Source organism: Pseudovibrio sp. W64, from assembly GCF_001623145.1.
Lineage (GTDB): Bacteria > Pseudomonadota > Alphaproteobacteria > Rhizobiales > Stappiaceae > Pseudovibrio.
This window is the reverse complement of record NZ_LMCI01000028.1, coordinates 142,498-159,968: the sequence shown is the minus strand read 5'-3', so window position 1 is coordinate 159,968 and position 17,471 is coordinate 142,498. Positions and strand designations below refer to the sequence as shown.

General features: G+C 50.6%; 18 protein-coding genes. 11 read left to right on the top strand and 7 right to left on the bottom strand.

All coding sequences use genetic code 11. The annotated features are described in order from the left end of the window. Nucleotides 1-14: 14 nt before the first annotated feature. From PsW64_RS11545 to PsW64_RS11535, 3 genes are all read right to left on the bottom strand, one after another. Complete coding sequence (locus tag PsW64_RS11545) at nt 15-533, bottom strand: hypothetical protein (RefSeq protein WP_063303687.1); 519 nt, start codon at nt 531-533, stop codon at nt 15-17. Further along, nucleotides 530-1,024 (bottom strand): phage regulatory CII family protein, encoded by a 495-nt coding sequence (locus tag PsW64_RS11540; protein ID WP_063288237.1) that lies wholly within the window; start codon nt 1,022-1,024, stop codon nt 530-532. The genes PsW64_RS11545 and PsW64_RS11540 overlap by 4 nt, the downstream gene beginning before the upstream one ends. 213 nt (nt 1,025-1,237) lie before the next feature. Beyond that, nucleotides 1,238-1,492, bottom strand: a complete 255-nt coding sequence (locus tag PsW64_RS11535; protein WP_063303686.1) for a hypothetical protein — start codon at nt 1,490-1,492, stop codon at nt 1,238-1,240. 89 nt (nt 1,493-1,581) lie between these two features. Between PsW64_RS11535 and PsW64_RS11530 the strand changes: the two genes are divergently transcribed. The 4 genes from PsW64_RS11530 (at nt 1,582) to PsW64_RS11515 (ending at nt 3,823) form a co-directional block, all read left to right on the top strand. Next, nucleotides 1,582-1,896, top strand: a complete 315-nt coding sequence (locus tag PsW64_RS11530) for a helix-turn-helix domain-containing protein (protein WP_063303685.1) — start codon at nt 1,582-1,584, stop codon at nt 1,894-1,896. Nucleotides 1,897-2,664: 768 nt separating this feature from the next. Beyond that, entirely contained in the window at nt 2,665-2,949 is a 285-nt protein-coding gene (locus PsW64_RS11525; protein WP_063303684.1) for a hypothetical protein, read from the top strand. A 2-nt stretch (nt 2,950-2,951) separates the two neighbouring features. Next, entirely contained in the window at nt 2,952-3,524 is a 573-nt protein-coding gene (locus tag PsW64_RS11520) for a hypothetical protein (protein WP_063303683.1), read from the top strand. Then, nucleotides 3,521-3,823: a pyocin activator PrtN family protein gene (locus PsW64_RS11515; RefSeq protein ID WP_244277265.1), complete on the top strand. Its 303-nt coding sequence runs from the start codon at nt 3,521-3,523 to the stop codon at nt 3,821-3,823. Before PsW64_RS11520 ends, PsW64_RS11515 begins: the two co-directional genes overlap by 4 nt. 54 nt (nt 3,824-3,877) lie before the next feature. Here the strand turns inward: PsW64_RS11515 and PsW64_RS11510 are convergent, their stop codons facing one another. Continuing rightward, nucleotides 3,878-7,912: an Ig-like domain-containing protein gene (locus tag PsW64_RS11510; RefSeq protein ID WP_193757787.1), complete on the bottom strand. Its 4,035-nt coding sequence runs from the start codon at nt 7,910-7,912 to the stop codon at nt 3,878-3,880. Nucleotides 7,913-8,730: 818 nt separating this feature from the next. On the opposite strand from PsW64_RS11510, the gene PsW64_RS11505 reads away from it, so the two are divergent. After that, complete coding sequence (locus tag PsW64_RS11505) at nt 8,731-8,976, top strand: hypothetical protein (RefSeq protein WP_063303681.1); 246 nt, start codon at nt 8,731-8,733, stop codon at nt 8,974-8,976. Nucleotides 8,977-9,077: 101 nt separating this feature from the next. Here the strand turns inward: PsW64_RS11505 and PsW64_RS11500 are convergent, their stop codons facing one another. Continuing rightward, nucleotides 9,078-9,434, bottom strand: coding sequence for a winged helix-turn-helix transcriptional regulator (locus tag PsW64_RS11500; RefSeq protein WP_063293183.1), 357 nt, complete (start codon nt 9,432-9,434; stop codon nt 9,078-9,080). Between the two features lie 212 nt (nt 9,435-9,646). Here PsW64_RS11500 and PsW64_RS11495 point away from each other — a divergent pair, with 212 nt between their 5' ends. The 5 genes from PsW64_RS11495 (at nt 9,647) to PsW64_RS11475 (ending at nt 14,555) form a co-directional block, all read left to right on the top strand. Next, nucleotides 9,647-9,931, top strand: coding sequence for a putative quinol monooxygenase (locus PsW64_RS11495; RefSeq protein WP_063303680.1), 285 nt, complete (start codon nt 9,647-9,649; stop codon nt 9,929-9,931). A gap of 427 nt (nt 9,932-10,358) precedes the next feature. Further along, the gene (locus PsW64_RS11490; RefSeq protein WP_082827131.1) at nt 10,359-10,829 is read left to right on the top strand and encodes a cupin domain-containing protein; all 471 of its coding nucleotides are present in this window, start codon (nt 10,359-10,361) and stop codon (nt 10,827-10,829) included. Between the two features lie 11 nt (nt 10,830-10,840). Further along, on the top strand, nt 10,841-12,328 hold the full coding sequence (locus PsW64_RS11485; protein WP_063303821.1) for a flavin-containing monooxygenase: 1,488 nt from the start codon (nt 10,841-10,843) through the stop codon (nt 12,326-12,328). 302 nt (nt 12,329-12,630) lie between these two features. Further along, the gene (locus PsW64_RS11480; protein WP_063293184.1) at nt 12,631-14,121 is read left to right on the top strand and encodes a hypothetical protein; all 1,491 of its coding nucleotides are present in this window, start codon (nt 12,631-12,633) and stop codon (nt 14,119-14,121) included. 197 nt (nt 14,122-14,318) lie between these two features. Further along, entirely contained in the window at nt 14,319-14,555 is a 237-nt protein-coding gene (locus PsW64_RS11475) for a hypothetical protein (protein ID WP_057465945.1), read from the top strand. 68 nt (nt 14,556-14,623) lie between these two features. Here PsW64_RS11475 and PsW64_RS11470 read toward each other — a convergent pair whose 3' ends face one another. Next, nucleotides 14,624-15,502, bottom strand: coding sequence for a DMT family transporter (locus PsW64_RS11470; protein ID WP_063303679.1), 879 nt, complete (start codon nt 15,500-15,502; stop codon nt 14,624-14,626). Between the two features lie 146 nt (nt 15,503-15,648). Here PsW64_RS11470 and PsW64_RS11465 point away from each other — a divergent pair, with 146 nt between their 5' ends. Further along, nucleotides 15,649-16,149, top strand: coding sequence for a MarR family winged helix-turn-helix transcriptional regulator (locus tag PsW64_RS11465; RefSeq protein ID WP_063303678.1), 501 nt, complete (start codon nt 15,649-15,651; stop codon nt 16,147-16,149). Nucleotides 16,150-16,354: 205 nt separating this feature from the next. Here PsW64_RS11465 and PsW64_RS11460 read toward each other — a convergent pair whose 3' ends face one another. Then, complete coding sequence (locus PsW64_RS11460) at nt 16,355-17,458, bottom strand: metal ABC transporter solute-binding protein, Zn/Mn family (protein ID WP_063303677.1); 1,104 nt, start codon at nt 17,456-17,458, stop codon at nt 16,355-16,357. Nucleotides 17,459-17,471: the final 13 nt, after the last annotated feature.

Sequence of the window (17,471 nt, the reverse complement as noted above, 5' to 3'; positions counted from 1 at the left end):
TGCATCAGCTGCATTCACGCCACTGCCCTCCGTGCATTCAGCAGCTCGCTTGGACGTGGTGCGCCTACCTGAGTGCAGTAGCGGTTGACCGCTCGGCAGACGACGTGGACGCTGACGCCGGAGGCGTGTGCGATGCGCTCATAGTTCCAGTGGAACTGGCAGCTGAGGCCGTAATAGAAACAGCCACGGCAGAAGACATCCTGCTTTCGTTTGCTGTTTGAGGTGAACAGGCGGCCCACGGGCACCTTGCAGGTTTTAGCCACACCGGATGCAAAGGTCCGGACGTCCTCCGGCAACGCCTTGAACAGACGGATTTGCGGGGTGAGGTCAGCATCCCTGCTCTGCACCGGATAGAGCGCCACACCGCCCGACACAGGCACACCAGACAGGATGATCCGTTCGGCTGTTTCTGTCTTGATCACGTTCTCCACGTCACCCTCTGAACAGCCATAGATGCCAGCGATGGCGCGGTGGCTCATGTTGTTGAGGTGGTGCTGCACAATTCTGCGCCGGATTTTGGGGGACTGGATCATCTGGCCGGCTCCCTCTCAATGGCTTCGCAGGTTTTATCCAGCTTGACAGCCACGCTGATCAGCTCGGCAATTTCTCTGCGCAGGTGGTGGCGTTTCACTTCATCGGCTGTGACTTTGCCATCGTCTTTCAGGCATTCAGCGACGCGGGAGAGAACGTCCGAGAATTCCTTTGAGAGCTGGCCCATGTTGCCGACCCAATCCGGCTCTGCTGCTTCCCTTGGGAGTTTGACCAGCGTGTGACCGCTCATGCGTGCCAGGATGCGGGTGAGCACGGGATCAGCGGCCTCGTGTTCCAGATCAGCAATCACGTCCACCGGCATGGCGTCATGGCTCTGCTGGTTGCCATAGCGGGAAAGCTGGCACGGAGCGACGCGGGTGACCATGCTGGCAGCTTCCACACCGCCATTCAGCTTCACCAGAGCTTTGGAGTAAGCAAACAGGCGGGAATAGTCAGATTCCGGCAGGGTGCGACTGGTTTGTGAGCGGGACATGCAAAACTATCCTCAAGTGTTTCGCTGACAGCGCCGGGGCAGTCTTGCAGACTGCCGATCCAAAGCAGCGGAGCTGAGCTGAGCTGATGCAGGCAAAGAAATGGAATTTGGAAAAACTGGAGCGCGATGCTGAACGGCAGCAAAGCCATAGCCGGCGACAGATGCAAAGCGCCCTCGCCGCCTGCCGGTTCGCCCGAGGTATTGCCGGAAGGATCAGAGCTCAATCTCATGAACCCGCTCCTGACGGCAAAACTTGATGAACAGCACCAGGCCTCTGAGTGAGGAAAGCCGGATATCGGCTCCGGTGCGCAATCGCAAATGCAGATGAGGATTGCCGACAGCGCGCTGACCCAGCTGCGCAGGCGTCATGTCAAACTCGTTACAAGCCGTGTCGATGAGCTTGATAATGTCTGCTCTGGTGGGAAGTTTGAAGTCCGCTTCGCTGATCTCGGATCTTTCCGTCTGCATACCAAATCACCTCCAATGAAATCGAGGTCAGTATGGAGTATACTGCGAACAAGTCAACGCAGTATTGTGCGCTAGACGAAACGAAATGCATGGATTATTATCCGCGTATGGAAACTTGGCGTAAAAACCTTAAAGATCAGATGGATAAGAAGGGCGTAACTGCACGCGCCCTCTCCTTGGCCATTGGAAAAAGTCCTGATTACGTCAATAAAATGCTGAAGAACTTCACGCCGACCATCGAAGTTTTCTCCGCAATTTCGCATGAGCTGGGCAGCAATGTCGGTGATTTGTTTTATGGCTCCGATGGGCCGGATCACTCTCAGCTTATCAAGGATTTCAATCAGTTAAGCGACGATGACAAGAAGGTCATTCTCCGCATGATTGACGGCTTCTCCCAAAAGTAAGCACTTTAAGACTGCCCGTCAGCCCTTGATCTTTCCCTCAGGCGCTCAATTTCTATCGCTACCTTCACAAGCTCAATGGATGACAAGGTCCTGATTTTCTCAGCGAACTTAGCGTCCTTGTTTTTGGTGTCTTCCTGTAGTCCAGCCAATGCCTTCACAACCCCAGTGCTAATTCCACTAATCCAATGAATGGATCTCTCATTGCACAGGCTATCTACCGATTTACAGGGAACACAAGTCAAAGGGCGAAAAATTGAAGAGCAGCGAATTTTAATTGATAATCAGTAATTTGAGAGATTTCTGCATTCAGGCTGAATTGATTTCATTTAAGAGCGCCCCACTTAACCTATTCCCTTCCACTGAAAGGCTAACTTCCTATCTAGGCGGATAGTCCACGCACGATTGCGCTCAGCTAAATGATTATTGGTTATGTGCCCCCGGGCGTAGTGCTTGTCCACAAATCATGTGCACAATTTTCCATACCGCGCCGCTCCATCTGAACGATCGAGATACTGATTCACACCCATGAATGCGTATTATAATCCATTTTGATATTGACATAGGGATTATAATACGCATCAATTGGCGTACTTAATTGATCTGATTTGGGTGTAATGAAGCGCCTCTAATATGGATCACAGCATTCATTTTCAAACTGATAGTCACCTGTCCTGCAGAACCCCTCATGTGGCAGGTGACTGGCGCGGGTGCTGCCACCAACACATGCACCCGCGCCATCCTTTTCACGGTGGTTCAGGAGATATCTACATGAGCTCTCATCTGAGGCTGATTACTCAAGATCCCGTTGCGCCGCTTCAACCAGGTCAAGCAACAACAGTCAGCGCTGCAGAGCAACAAGGCCACAAACTGCTCGACCAGATCTCTCCAAGCTTTGGAGAGATCGCCCTGAAGCGCGAGGACCTGAAGCTGGTTTTGAAGGATACGCCGGATGATGGACCAGCGATCGTTGCACAGATCCGCAACCTGCAGGATTTTTACCGCGACGGCTGGCAACTCTGCCAGCAAACGCTGAACAAGATGGGGCGGGGTTAGAAATGACGGACACAACATGCCTCATTCCATTGCCAGAGCGGTGCTACATCAATCTGCAACACCCAGCTTCATCAAGACTGACTTGGCGCTCAGTGGGCATCGTTTTGGGCCGTGTGGCAGCCCTGCCCAATCTTACGGATGTTTTTATCTCTCAGGCGCAGTTCAATCTGTTGACCTCCCGTTTCACACCGCGTCCGTTGCGCCCGCTGATGATGACCTCCGGCCTTCAGGTCATTCTTGCCAACCTTGCCTATGTGGAAACGGACTGCGATAGCGGCCAGACCACACTCCAGAGACCGCAAGGCGGCCTGTGTGAGCTTGCAAAAGCGCTTGGAGCACTCATTCCGCGACCGCGGCAGATCAGCATGGTTGAAACCGCCAAACTGGAGGAGATCCGCCGAGCCGCGGTGACAACCACCCTCAACCAACTCTCTCGCAGATGCGTATCAGGCCCAACCTTGCCGCTCGCCTCCACCATCAAACCCAAGAGCCCCGAAATGGCAGCAATGGACTGGGCAGATGCGATGGAAGAAAGCTGCAGGCATCCCTCATTGAAGCAGCCCTGCGCGGCATGACTGAAGTTGAAATTCGTACTCTGGAAGGCGATCCTATGAACACCCAGTTTCTCTTGCTGGCTCAGTATTCTGGAAAAACAATCATACCCGTACAGGAAGTATGCAAAGACTTCTTCGGACACCTGACGCTGCAAAAATTCCTTCGCAAGCACAACTGCGGCGAGATTGACCTTCCAATTGTCCGGATCGAAGACAGCCAAAAATGCGCCAGAGGTGTCCACCTCGTGGATCTGGCCCATTACCTGGACAAAAAGAGGGAAGAAGCAACGAAAGAAAACAATGCGATGTTTGGCAGATAAGGCCATCCCGGCAATGTAGACTACCGGGATGGCTAGAGGAGTTATTACCTTTTATCAGACGAACTGGAAGTCATCAATCAGGAGATCTTCTTTCAGCACACCGAGTAAGGTGATGCTGCTATTTTCGTCCAGCATGATGACTGTGCCAGTGCCTTCATTACTGGCAGCTTCAATCACACTTTCAAAATCTGCAAAGACATCGCTATCTAGGCGAACGACGTCATCCGACCCACCTCCAACTACAAAGTCAGTAATCACATCATTGCCAAAATCATCGCCTGAGAAAACGAAGGTGTCAGAGCCTGAGCCGCCGGTTAAGACGTCGTTTCCGCGTCCACCATTTAGCTGATCATCCCCTCCATAAGCCCAAATACTGTTGTCGCCAGCATCACCTGTGAGGACATCCCCGTGAGCATCCGTGCCCATGATATTTTCGATGGAGATATATTCATCTCCGGCCGCATCACCTGCATTTTGAGACTGATCGGCGAGGTTGACCGTGACAGCAGTCTTCGACCAGTAGTATCTGACCGTGTCGGTTCCTTCACCACCATCAAGATAGTCCGCTCCTAAACCATAGGCATTGAGCGTATCATTTCCTTTACCACCATAAAGGCGGTCAATACCACTTCGGGCATAAAGGGAGTTATGGTTGCTGTCGCCTATCAGCAGATCATCGTGATGAGAGCCCCCAATAGTTTCAATACTGACAAGGATATCTCCGGTCGCATAGCCACCACTAGCAGTATCTTCAGCAAGATTGATCGTTACTCCTGCATCCGATTCACTATAATCGACAAGGTCAGAACCATTGCCACCATCAAGGTGATCGGCACCGGCCCCGCCATACAGACTATCATTTCCCTCTCCACCAAAGAGAGCATCATCACCTCCAAGACCCCAGAGCTTGTTATCACCAGCATTACCGATGAGAGTATCGCTATAACTATCTGTGCCTATGACATTTTCTATGGAGATGTATTCATCGCCAGCCGCATCACCAGCATTCTGAGACTGATCAGAGAGATTAACGGTGACGGCAGCATGCGACCAGCGATACCTTACCGCATCTTCCCCTTCTCCCCCATCAAGATAGTCTGCTCCTGAACCATAGGCATTGAGCGTATCATCTCCTTCGCCACCATAAAGGCGGTCAAGGCCATTTTGAGCATAAAGGGCGTTATTGTTGCTATCACCGATCAGAACGTCATCGTAATGAGAGCCCTCAATACTTTCAATGTTGACAAGAACATCTCCGGTAGCATAGCCGCCAATGGCCGTACCTTCTGCGAGATTGATCGTTACTCCTGCATCCGATGCATGATAATAGGCTATGTCAGAACCAGTACCACCATCAAGGTGATCTGCACCGGCCCCGCCAAACAGATAATCACGTCCTTCGCCACCATAAAGAGCATCGTCACCGCCATAGCCCCAGAGTATGTTGTCACCAACATCCCCTGTGAGGGTATCACCGTAAGTATCTGTGCCTATGATGTTTTCTATGGAGATGTATTCATCGCCAGCTGCATCACCACTATTCTGGGATTGATCTGAGAGATTGACAGTGACAGATGCACTCGAAAGCAGATAGCGAACAGTATCCTCTCCTTCACCACCATTAATACGTTCCGCCAGATCTCCGGCAGAAATCTTGTCGTCGCCATCAGTGCCAGTTAACTCAACACGGCCATCATTCAGCACCTCAATCTTGCTGAGTGTCGTCCCGTCAGCAAACTCAAATCGCTCAATATGCTTACCCATGTTGGCGATCTGGAGTTGGCCTGCAGGCATACCCTCATCTGCATCCCAAGAGAGTTTCAGAGCGGTACCGTTGTCGCCATCGTGATCAACTGTCGTAATTGTTAGGTCAAGAAGAGAAAGATCCTCAAAGACAACTGTGTCATACCCGCCATCATCAACCTCAGTGGAATAGTCAATCATCGTTGATCCACTACTTGCCTGGATCAAATAAGTATCATCTCCCAGACTCCCGGTCAGTCCTTCGCTGTCTCCTGTAACGGTCACGATGGCTGTTGCAGCTGAGCTTTCTCCGGCGCTGTCTGTAACCGTATAAGTGAAGGTATCAGTGATAGATTCACCAAGACCTAGAGAGCCAACCAGATTTGTCGGATCATAAGAGAATGTATCATCATCATTCACGGTCACTGAACCGAGAGTGTTGGTGGTATCCACACTGAAGCTGTGTGTATCTGAGGTATCTGCATCAGAGTAAGACGGCGTAATGACAACAGAACTGTCTTCGTTAGTCTCGCTAAAAACTTCAGCTGCTACAGGAGCGTCATTAGTTCCGGTGATCGTCATAGTCACTGTCTTTGTGACGACACCGCCATTGCCATCATTCACTGTATAGGTGAAAGTATCAGTCGCACTCTCTCCTACAACAAGATGCTCAAATTGGCCATTTGGATTGTATTGGAAGCTTCCATCAACCAGAGTGACCTGCCCAGTGGCTTCACTGGCATCTACGGTGACGGTATGAGTGTCTGAGACCTCAGCATCTGAGAAAGTTGGTTCTATAAAGACGCTTTCACCCTCAGAAGTTGTTGCTGCGATATCATCAACAACGGGTGCATCGTTCACACCGCTGATTTTAATCGTAACAGTTTCCGTGGAGGTCGCACCGGAACTGTCGGTAACGGTATAAGTGAACGTATCGGTGGCAGTTTCATCAGCTGTAAGGCCATCAAACTGGCCCTGCGGATGATAGGAGAATGTACCGTCATCATTCACGGTAACCGAGCCACGTGTATTGGTGGTATCCACACTGAAGCTGTGAGTGTCTGAAGTATCTGCATCAGAATAAGACGGTGTAATGACAACAGAACTGTCTTCGTTAGTCTCAGCAGAAACTTCAGCTGTTACAGGAGCATCATTAGTTCCGTTGATTGTCACAGTCACAGTCTTTGTGACCACGCCACCATGGCCATCATCAACGGTATAAGTGAAAGTATCGATCTTGCTTTCACCTATGCTCAGATATTCAAACTGTCCATTCGGGTTATATTGTAAGCTACCATCAACCAGAGTGACCTGCCCAGTGGTTTCACTGGCATCTACGGTGACGGTATGAGTATCTGAGGTATCAGCGTCTGAGAAAACCGGTTCGATCAGAACGCTTTCTTCCTCAGAAGTTTCCGCTGCAAGCTCAGAAACAACAGGCACATCATTCAAGCCGCTGATTGTAATCCGAACAGTTTCCACTGAGGTAGCACCAGAACTGTCCGTGACGGTATAGGTGAAACTATCAGTTGCAGTCTCACCAGCTGTAAGGCCGTCAAACTGGCCTTGCGGATGATACGAGAATGTACCATCATCATTAACGGTAACCGAGCCAAGAGTGCTGGTGGTGTCCACACTGAAGCTATGAGTATCTGAGGCGTCTGCATCAGAGTAGGAAGGCGTGATGATAACGGAACTGTCTTCGTTAGTCTCACCAGAAACTTCTGCAGCTATAGGGGCATCATTTTCACCAGTAATGGTGATGGTAACCTGCGCTCCTGCACTGGCCCAGGAGCCATCAGTAACAACATAAAAAAAGCTGTCTGTCGCCGTTTCGCCAGCACCTAAATGATCGAACTTCCCATCAGTGTCATAGCTGAATGTGCCGTCAGCGTTTGTTATGACTGCACCTGCAGTGTTTGTATTAATGATACTAACGATATGCGTATCCGATGCGTCTACATCAGAATAGGAAGGAGTTATAGTAACTGCACTGCCTTCACCTGTGGTTTCGCTCGAAGCAAAAGCTACAGGACCATCGTTAGAACCAAAGAGCTCTATAGTGACTGTCGCTGATGAACTGCCCCCGGAACTATCGATCACTGTATATGTAAACGTATCTGTCGTTTTCTCGCCCAAAGCCAGATACTCAAACCGCCCTGCTGGATTGTAAGAGAACGTACCATCATCATTGATTGTGACCGAGCCAAGCGTGTTGGTGGTATCTACGGTGAAAGTGTGTGTATCGGCAGAATCGCTATCGTAAAAAGCAGGTGTGATTTTATGAGAAGAGCTTTCGCCCCCTCCTATTGCGACAGGAAAGGCAGAGGGTACAAAATTTGTCATTTGAGATACCATAGATTCATCATGCATAATTGCATCATGCATCTATGCATGCATATTTGGGATTGTAAACATTAATTAAAAAAACCCAGAGTTGTAAAAACAAACTTCTGGTTAGGACAAACTTAAGGCGCAAGGGATGAGCGTGAATTAGTTGGATTTCCTAGAGACTATCCGAATGGCTGTATTCTCATGGAGGAGCCGAACTTGGACCACTTCCCTGTTCCACGTCCTACATCAAGATTTGATAGGGAACCAGAAGAGAAACAACTACAGCCTCCAAGAGGACGTTGATCCAACTACTGATGAGTTGATTGATCGACAACTAACGGCTGTGGTTGTTAGACTTAGATCTGAAACGCCCGCTGTCTATAACGTAATTTTATTTTCAGGCCTCACTAATATCTATCTCAAATTCAGATATTAGTACGAATATCAGTACGACTGACAACGCCTTCAGCTGACAACACATTGTAGTATATAAACAAACTTTAAGTATCGATCCCATCAAGCATCGGCGCGACTGCAAAGACGGGTTGGTTGATATTATAGAGTTTTTTTGTTGCTTCAGTCATTCATGACGGTCTCAAACTGCCTCAAGTCGCAGCCTTTTGCCCTTTCTGCACCAAATTGGCAAGTCAGCCCCACCAGAAACGTAGGAATGGACTGCTATGACGGAATGAATGGGGCATCACTTTTGGGCTGCCGTCCTTATCAAACATCACCGGGTCATACCCTCTCCACACACAACATTGTGGGGTGTGAGTGATTGTGGGATCTGGTAGGGTTTTGGGTGTGTTTGGAATGGAGAGAGCTGAGATATGGGTGGTGGTGTGACGCAACCGGAGGCTTCGCGGTCTTTTCAGGAGTTGGTGATCCTGGGCGTGCAGATGCTGCTTGGGGTTGGGTTTATGGTGTTTAGTGCCTACGTGTTTTATGAGGCGGCACTGGCGCTTTATAAACTGGATCTGGTGCGCATGGTTGGTGCTTACTTCCTGTTTTTCTGCACGGTTGGGCTTGGGCCGTTTTTCTGGCCATTTTCATGGCCGTTTGGTGAGGGCCATTAAAGAAGCCAGATTACCCCTACGCCATATTATGTCTTATGTTTTGAGCGTATCCCGGCTTGAACGCCATGTTCATTCTGGTTGATATGCTCTTTCTTCGTCGTTCAGGCCTCTTCCTTTTCCCGTACAGCATGATCGATGCCCCAATCGCGCAGTGCGATGATAATGGGGCGTAGAGTTTCGCCCTTTGGTGTGAGTGAGTATTCTACGTGAGGCGGAACCACAGCGAAGACTTTGCGGGAGACCAGACCGTCGGTTTCCAGCTCTCTCAATTGTTTGGTCAACATACGCTGAGTGACTGTTCCGACTTGTTTTTTCAACTCGCCAAAGCGCTGTGTCCCTTCCATCAGATGGTAGAGAATAACGCCCTTCCATTTGCCGCCAATCAGCTCCAGTGCAGCTTCTACCGGACATCCCTGACTGCAATTGTATTGCTCGAAGCGTTGGTTTTTATCACTCATATTATCTCCTGAGAGCAGGTTGCTTTCATATGCATTCAAGCAACAGGCTCTAAGCCTTTTTTGCACGTACTCTTATCCGAAAACCGGAACCACTTTTCGGGAGCACGCCTTAGTATACTTCTTGTACCTATAGACCAAAATTGTGCGTACTTGTTATTAATATAGCGACTATATAGGTTCTCTGCCAGCAAAACAAAGAGAGGATTGCTCCTATGACCTTGACCATCGTCGCCAATATCCATGCCGCTAAGGGCAAAGAAGATCTTGTGAAGGCAGAGCTTAAGAAGCTGATTGCGGTAACGCGCGCTGAAGCTGGTTGCCTGCAATATGACCTGCACGTGGATAATGAAAATTCTAGTCACTTCATGTTCTATGAGAACTGGGAGACCCGTGAGCTGTGGCAGGAGCACATGAATGCCCCGCATCTGGCTGCTTACATGGTGGCAACAGAGGGCGCCGTTGACGCGTTTACTGTGAACGAGATGACACGCATCTAACAGCTGCTACGAGTATTTTGCAGAGTCTTTCCAATGTTGTGAGGGCTCTGCATAATTTTATCGCACATTGTAAAAACCGAAACCTTCTCAGACGAATCCCAGCAAATCCCGCTGGTTACGTCCTTCCCTATGCGTTCTACATTTTTGATTTCATCCTCCAAAATCGATAGTTTGTAGAGCCCCACAACATTTTAAGCTTGAACTATCTCCCTTCGCAGATATCATTGTTTTAAGTTTAAAAAAGAATCTATCCAGACCAGGTAACTATTTATCTCGCAGATGCGAGATAAACCTGACCAACGCCGCCTGATTACATAGTATTTCTATGTATTCATGACGGAGGTATTGCGGAGATAGATTGATAATTTTTCAAAATAAATAATCAGAGCTAAGCAGCCACTTTATTCTATTGATGAGGAGGGAAATTATGTCTGATCAAATCTTGATGCCGGAAGGTGCTTTGCAAGGTGTAACGCTTGTGGGGGAAGGCCTTAATGACAACACCAGCTGGAATGTTGTTGGCCATACATACACACCTAAAGTGCTGACCGAGAACGTGTTTATCTGGCATGCAACTATTCCGGACGGGACCTTTGTGCCACCGCACATTCATCCAACACAGGATGAGTGGATCACAGTTTTGACTGGTGCCCTTGAGGTGGAGTTTGGGGAAGCTTGCCACAAAGCGGGACCGGGAGACACAATCAGAATGCCTCGCGGAATTGCGCATGGGATCTTCAACCGCTCCGGCGATGAAGCAACCTGTGTGTTTGGCGTGGCCCCTTCCCGTAAGCTCTATGATCTATTTGAGGCCCTAGACTGCGTGACAGATCCAGAAGAGCTTGTGCGCATCTCTGCCTTGCATGAAGTCGACTTCTTACCACCACCAGCGGAATAAAGGTGGCTGACATGGTGAAGAAGAAGAAAGTTGCTGTCATTGGCGGCGGCGTGAGCGGACTTGCGGCTGCCAAAGCCTTTGACGAACGTGGGCACCGGGTGTTCGGCTATGAGCGCACCCACGATTTTGGCGGGGTCTGGGAGCTTTCCAGATCCTATCCAGGGGTGCAAACCCAGTCTCCAAAAGATTTGTATTGTTATACGGATCATCCTATGCCCAAGGAGTATCCGGAATGGCCCAAGGGGTCGCAAGTGCATGCTTATCTGCATTCCTATGCTCACAAGCACAAGCTGCATCGGTTGTTTCAGCTGAATACGTCGGTCCTTTCCATGGACCGCCGGGAGGACGGCCAGCCAGGATGGACACTGACGCTGGATGCTGCGGGGCAGGTTCGCAAAGAAAACTTCGATTTTGTCGTCATCTCAACGGGACAGTTTTCTGAAAAGAACATTATCAGCCATCCGGGACAGGACCGTTTTGAGGCGCAGGGCGGGCATGTCATGCACTCATCCGACTATACCGACCCTTCCCTTGCTAAAGGCAAACGGGTGGTGGTGCTGGGCGGGTCCAAGTCAGCAACAGATGTGGCGGTGAACGCGGCGAAGAACGGGGCCTCTCAGGTAACATTGGTGTATCGTGAGCCAGTGTGGCGGGTGCCGTATTTTGTGGGTGGCATCAATTTCAAACGGCTGCTTTACATGCGGGCACAGGAGTTGCAGTTCAACAGCTGGGGCAGAAATCCGCTGCAAAAGGCAATGGCTGCGATTGCGAAACCGTTGATCTGGGCGAATTTCCGCGGTCTTGAGATGTTGCTGAAGTTTCAGTTGGGGCTGAAGAAGTGGGATATGGTGCCGAAGGTGCCGATTGAGAAGGACATTTCCTGCTCAATTCCCATTGTCACCCCAGGACTGTTTGAGGGGTTCAAGAGCGGCGTTATCAAGCCGGTTCAAGGCACGATTGATCATTATGAAGATGGTCAGGCAGTGCTAACGAACGGCGATAAAGTGGGCTGTGATGTTTCCGTGCTTGCGGTGGGGTGGAAGCTGGGCATTCCGTATCTGGCAAAAGAGTATCGTGACAAGCTGATTGAAGAGGACGGGCAGTATCGGACCTACCGTCTTTCTGTAAACCCTGACCTGCCAGAAATGGGGTTTGTGGGCTTCAATTCCAGCTTCTGCACGGTGCTTTCTGCAGAGATGATTGCAAACTGGCTGGTGCGCTATGCGGATGGGCAGCTGGAGAAGCAACCAACGGATGGACAGATGCGCCAGAACATTGATGAGATGCTGGACTGGCGGCGCGATGACCGACCTGCAGCTCAGGTTTATGGCGGATTGTGCTCAGCTCCATTCCACTTCAAGCATTTTGATGAACTGCTGGAAGATATTGGAGCGGCCAAACGCAAGCGCAGTAATCCTGTTGCAGAGCAGTTCTCTTATCCCAATGCGCAAGCCTATGGGAGTTACCTTAAGTCAGCTCCGCAGTATCTTGCACAATAACAACATCGTGAGACGCCGTCATCTGTTAAGCCTGTAGCGCTAAATGGTTGTTTCTCGCGTTTAATCTCTAAATGTCTCTCCAGTGCCTTCGGTTTTGCTGAAGGTGCTGGAGAACCACCTTTAAACGGTGATCAGCGGTGTTTTAATCAAACCACTTGCAACATAACAATGCCGATATAACCATTGTGATCTTTGTGAACGCTCCTCTCAATATTTTATCGATTATTTTAAACCCCATGCAACACGGCCCAGACATTGTCGTGAGATGAGAATAAATGGTCATCTGTCTGAGGAGTGTGTCGATGCTGGGTGGTGCACAACAACAACCTGAGAGTTCAGGAAATCAAGACGAGCTGAGCTGGGCGAAACGCGTATGTCAGCATCTTGGTATCGATTTTCCTGATAGTGTGCAGCAGGCTGAGCAAATAGAAGCCAGCATGCCCAAGGCTGATGTGCTGAGCGTTGCTGACAACAAAGCCGTTGAAGCATCGATGGCGCAGATTGCTTCTGATAGTCCGGCCGCACACAAGACAGCTGACAGTCTGATTAAGAGCATTGTGACCGTGTTTACGCGGCTTGAAGGTGACGACGAGCTCAAAGGCATGATGGATGCCATGCAGGCTTATACGGGCGACAATCCGAAATACGGTGTTGTCGGTCAGCTGGGTGCTGGTGGTTTTACCAAGATTGTCGACGGTGCCAAGAAGGGCAAAGAAGATAGCGACGTGACAATCCGCGAAAAAGGCACGGCCTATTTCGATTTGTCCAACTCCCCTGCTTTCCGAAAGGCCATGGAGAAGATCTATCACTCCCCCGAACTTCAGGAGAAGATGAAAGACATCATCGACATCGATTACTTGCACAGCTTCAAGTTTGGCCGCCCTCGTGGCGCTGGACCGGACAGCACTGCTCCAGATGAGTTGAAGCTTTACACTTATCGGAACGAGAACAAGCAAAACGCCTCGGAGAACCCAGAGCTCTACGGCGAAGTGCCGGGCAGTGACCAAGTTGACGGACCCGTTCCGCAGAATGATGCACTGGCAGGTCAGAGCCTGACAGCGAACCAGCGGAAGTATCGTGAGCGCGGCAAGAAAGGCGGCGATGGTGCGTGGGCAACGGCTGCTGATCTGGAAGCGAACAAACGCCTGACAGAACGCGAGATTAATTTTGCGAAGACCAACCCGCGTAATCGGCACGACAGAGAAGACTACCAGTTCAAAGAAAACAAACCTGTCAAAGCCGGTGAGATGCCGAAGGACAAGGTTATTGTTGAACACCAGCCCGGTTTTTCTGTTTGGGATGTTAAAGACGGCACAGGCTTTGCCAAGGATGCGGACCTGCACAACAAACCAACCGTTGCTGGTCCGTCCGGTACCACAGACCGCTTCCTCACCGGCATTCGCCTGCTGGGTAAAGGGGTGATGAAGGAACTGGGGCTGGAAGGTGACAATGCCGAGAACCAGGTGAAGGAACTGGGCAGATGGCTGGCGACCGGATATCTGGTTGGCGATGAGCACCACTCTGCTGTTGAGGTAAACCTGGGTGCTGCCAACCACGGTTTGAAGCCTCAATGGGGGTCTGATCTTTATACCGAACCGTTCTCCGAGCCGATCAAGGGCAAGGGCTTTGAGATCTCCAGTGAGGCAGTTGTTGATCAGCTTGAGACTAAGCTGGAAACAGCCGAAGAGGATGCCGTGAACAGAGACGCCTACCGCTTCGATCTGGAAGGCGGTTCCAAAGGTACGGTCTCCCCAGACGGTAAGGTCAAGGCACCACCAAAACCGAGCAGATAATCTGGTTTTCCATGCAAGACATCGCTTAAGACGTGGTGTTTGGGAACAGAAAATTTCATCAAAAAATGAGCAGCCCAACCCCGTGTTTGGGCTGTTTTCATGCCCTCTCAGATTTAATCCTTAACATCCGTTAGGAGAATTTTAATGGAATCATTTCACAATGAGAACATAGGAAGAACATCGGGTGTTAGATAACTATGTCCAAGAAGTTTCAGTGGCGACAGCTTTGGAGAAATGTTCCGGATCACACTGTAGGGACAGGCGTTCTCAATACCGAGATGAGCATGCGGGTTCATCGCGAAGGTGATGATGAAGCCCGTAAGCCATGGCGGTGGGAGCTGCATCACAATGGTGTTGTGTGCAAAGGAGACGTCAACGACAAGGTTGAGGCCATGCAAAAAGCGCAGGATGCTTATATCGCTTACCTGCGCTAATCCTTAGTTTTTCAATTTGGAGCGCTTATTCTTATCTGAAAATCAGAGTCCCCTTTCGGGAATGCGCTCTAACTGGTTGCAGCCGCATCTTTGGTTTGTGCCGCGGCCTTTGCAGCGCTGGGTGTCTTCAGCGCAAACACGATACTTCCCAATACGATGAGAATGCCGACCCACTGGCGTAAGCCAAACTGCTCCCCAACCAACAGTTGACCGCACAAAACCGCGGATACCGGATTGACCAGAGACAGGAAGCCAATGGTTGTTGGGTTGAGCTGTACGATCCCCTTCAGCCAGTTGACCGAAGCCAGACCCATTCCCAAAATGCCGATCCAGAAGAATGCCAGTGCCATGTTCAGGTCCGGCACAGGAGCTGCGCCTTCCAAAACAAGTGCGATTGGTACGGCGTAGAGGCCGCCTAATGTGACGTGCCAGCCTGTGTACGTTACCATGCTTGCATCTGGTCTGCCCCATTTGCCGCTGAGATAAACGCCCGTGAAGGTGCTCAGGCAAGCGGCCATTGCAGCACCGATACCAATCCAGTCCAGTTCAACAGCGCCGAGCAGCAGCATGCCGACACCGAACAGACCGATGAGAGATGCAATGAGCTGGCGGGCAACCGGTGTCTTGCCGTCCAGAATCCAGATGTAAAAGATGATCTGCAAGGGCAGTGTTGCCATAAGAGTTCCGGCCATTCCGCTTGGAAGGCGGAAAGCGGCGATGAACACAAAGAAGATCATGGAGAGATTGGTCAGGCCGATGGTCATCGCTCTCTTGACCCAAGGACCTTTAAGCAAGCCCGGAGCAAACGCCAATAACAACAAGCCTGCGGGCAACAGGCGGTAGACCACCATCCAGACAGGGTCTTCTGCTGGCAAGAGCAACGTTGTAACGGCGTAGGTGGTGCCCCAAATTGCGGGCGTAAGCGCCGTGCGCAGTTGAACAAGCATGTACTTCGACCTCAATTATCTTGATCTCAAATTAATTCGATCTGATGCTTAGGATATATACGCAGATCCGTCAAGTATCTTGATCTCAAGTAATTCCTCTGCAATATACCTCTGTATTGCTGCAAGCCAGATTATTGAGAGTGACCATGAGTGATCACGTTGCGCGCGTCGTGCGCCAGTGGAAGAGCGAATATCCTGAGGTGGATGCCAGCCCGATGTATGTGCTGGCCCGGATGATGCGCCTCAACATGCAGATCAACAAAGATCTTTCTGCAAACTTTTCAAAGTTTGGTCTGGCAACGGGTGATTTTGATGTTCTGGCAACGCTGCGGCGAAGCGGTGAACCTTACGCACTGCGCCCGACCGAGTTGACCAAATCCAGCATGTTGACTTCTGGCACCATGACCAGTCGCCTCGATAAGCTGGAAAAGCTGGGGTTGGTGTGCCGTAATCCCAATCCGGAAGATCGCCGGGCTCTGATGATCCATTTAACGGACAAAGGCCGCGCACTGGTGGAGGAAGCAGCCGCCGCGCACTTTGAGATGGAAGCTGAGATGCTCAAGATTCTGGATCCAGAAGATCGGGACGCGCTTGAGGGTATATTGGAAAGATGGAGCCACAGGCTGGAAGAAAACGGCACGATGTAATCTGCCTTAAGCTTGGGGCAGGCAAACTGCCTGCGCACGTTTCCTTCTTGCACATTCACTTGCGAAAACTGGCACTTGCTAAAACTGGTGAGGTCTTTGCAGTTGAGCTGGCCGCCTGTGGCTGAGTTGGGAGTATACAAAACAGACAGTGCTCGTTCACATTGCACTGCCTGTTCTGACCTATTGTTCTTGTTATCTCTTAGAATTATGAGTTGCCGGAGAGGCAGGTGTTGAAGGCACCACCCATTTGCTTAAGCAGCTCGGTGTAAAGCTGAGGGCCTGAATCCAGCGTTGATCCAAGAGGGTCGAGTTCTGCAGAGTTGACGCCTGTTCCCTCTTTCAGCACTGCAACCATGCGCGGATTGAACTGAACTTCAGAGAAGACACAGCTGACGCCCAAACCTTCCAGTTTCTGGCGAACTTCAGACAAACGCTTTGCTCCCGGCAGCACTTCCGGGCTGACAGTGACTGAGCCGACCGCGTTGAGGTTATAGGCCTCTTCAAAATAACGGTAAGCATCGTGGAACACCACGAAAGGCTTGGTCCGATTGTTTTTCAGATCAGCTTTCAGCGTCTTGGAGACTTTGGTGATCTCCTCTGCTTCCGCCTTTGCATTGGCTGCATACTTGGCAGCGTTTGCAGGGTCGGCTTTGGAGAGGGCTTCCTCAATCTCATGCAGCATGGCGATCGCATTTTGCGGATCCAGCCAGATGTGCATGTCTACGGCTTCATCACCATGCTCATCGTGCGTCTCATGATCAGCATGTTCCTCATGCTTTTCATGATCAGCGTGTTCTTCGTGCTTCTCATTGTCATGATCGGCATGCTCTTCATGCCCTTCGTCGGCGTGTTCTGCATGTTCTTCTGCAGTTTCACCAGCGTGCTTGGCATGCTCTTCAGCGGTTTCGCCAGCATGATCACCGTGGTCGTGACCTTCAAAGTTGCCACCTTCACGGAAGTTCAGGAGCGTGAGACCATGGGCATCTTTCAGTGTCACGATGGTTGCGCCGTCGGCAAGGTTCTCAAGCGGGGTTTCAAGGAAACTTTCCAACTGAGGGCCAACCCAGAACACCACATCTGCGTTGGCGATCTTGCGAGCTGTTGACGGACGCAGGCTGTAAGTGTGTGGAGAGCCTGCCCCTTCCACCACCAGATCAGGCGTGCCTACGCCTTCCATCACGCTTGCCACAAGAGAGTGAATTGGCTTGATGGATGCTACCACATTGACCTCGGCCTGAGCCAGAGCAGGAAAGGATACGCTTCCGGCAAGAAGACCGAGAATGCTTAGTGAACCTAAGAGATGCTTCATACGTCCCACAACC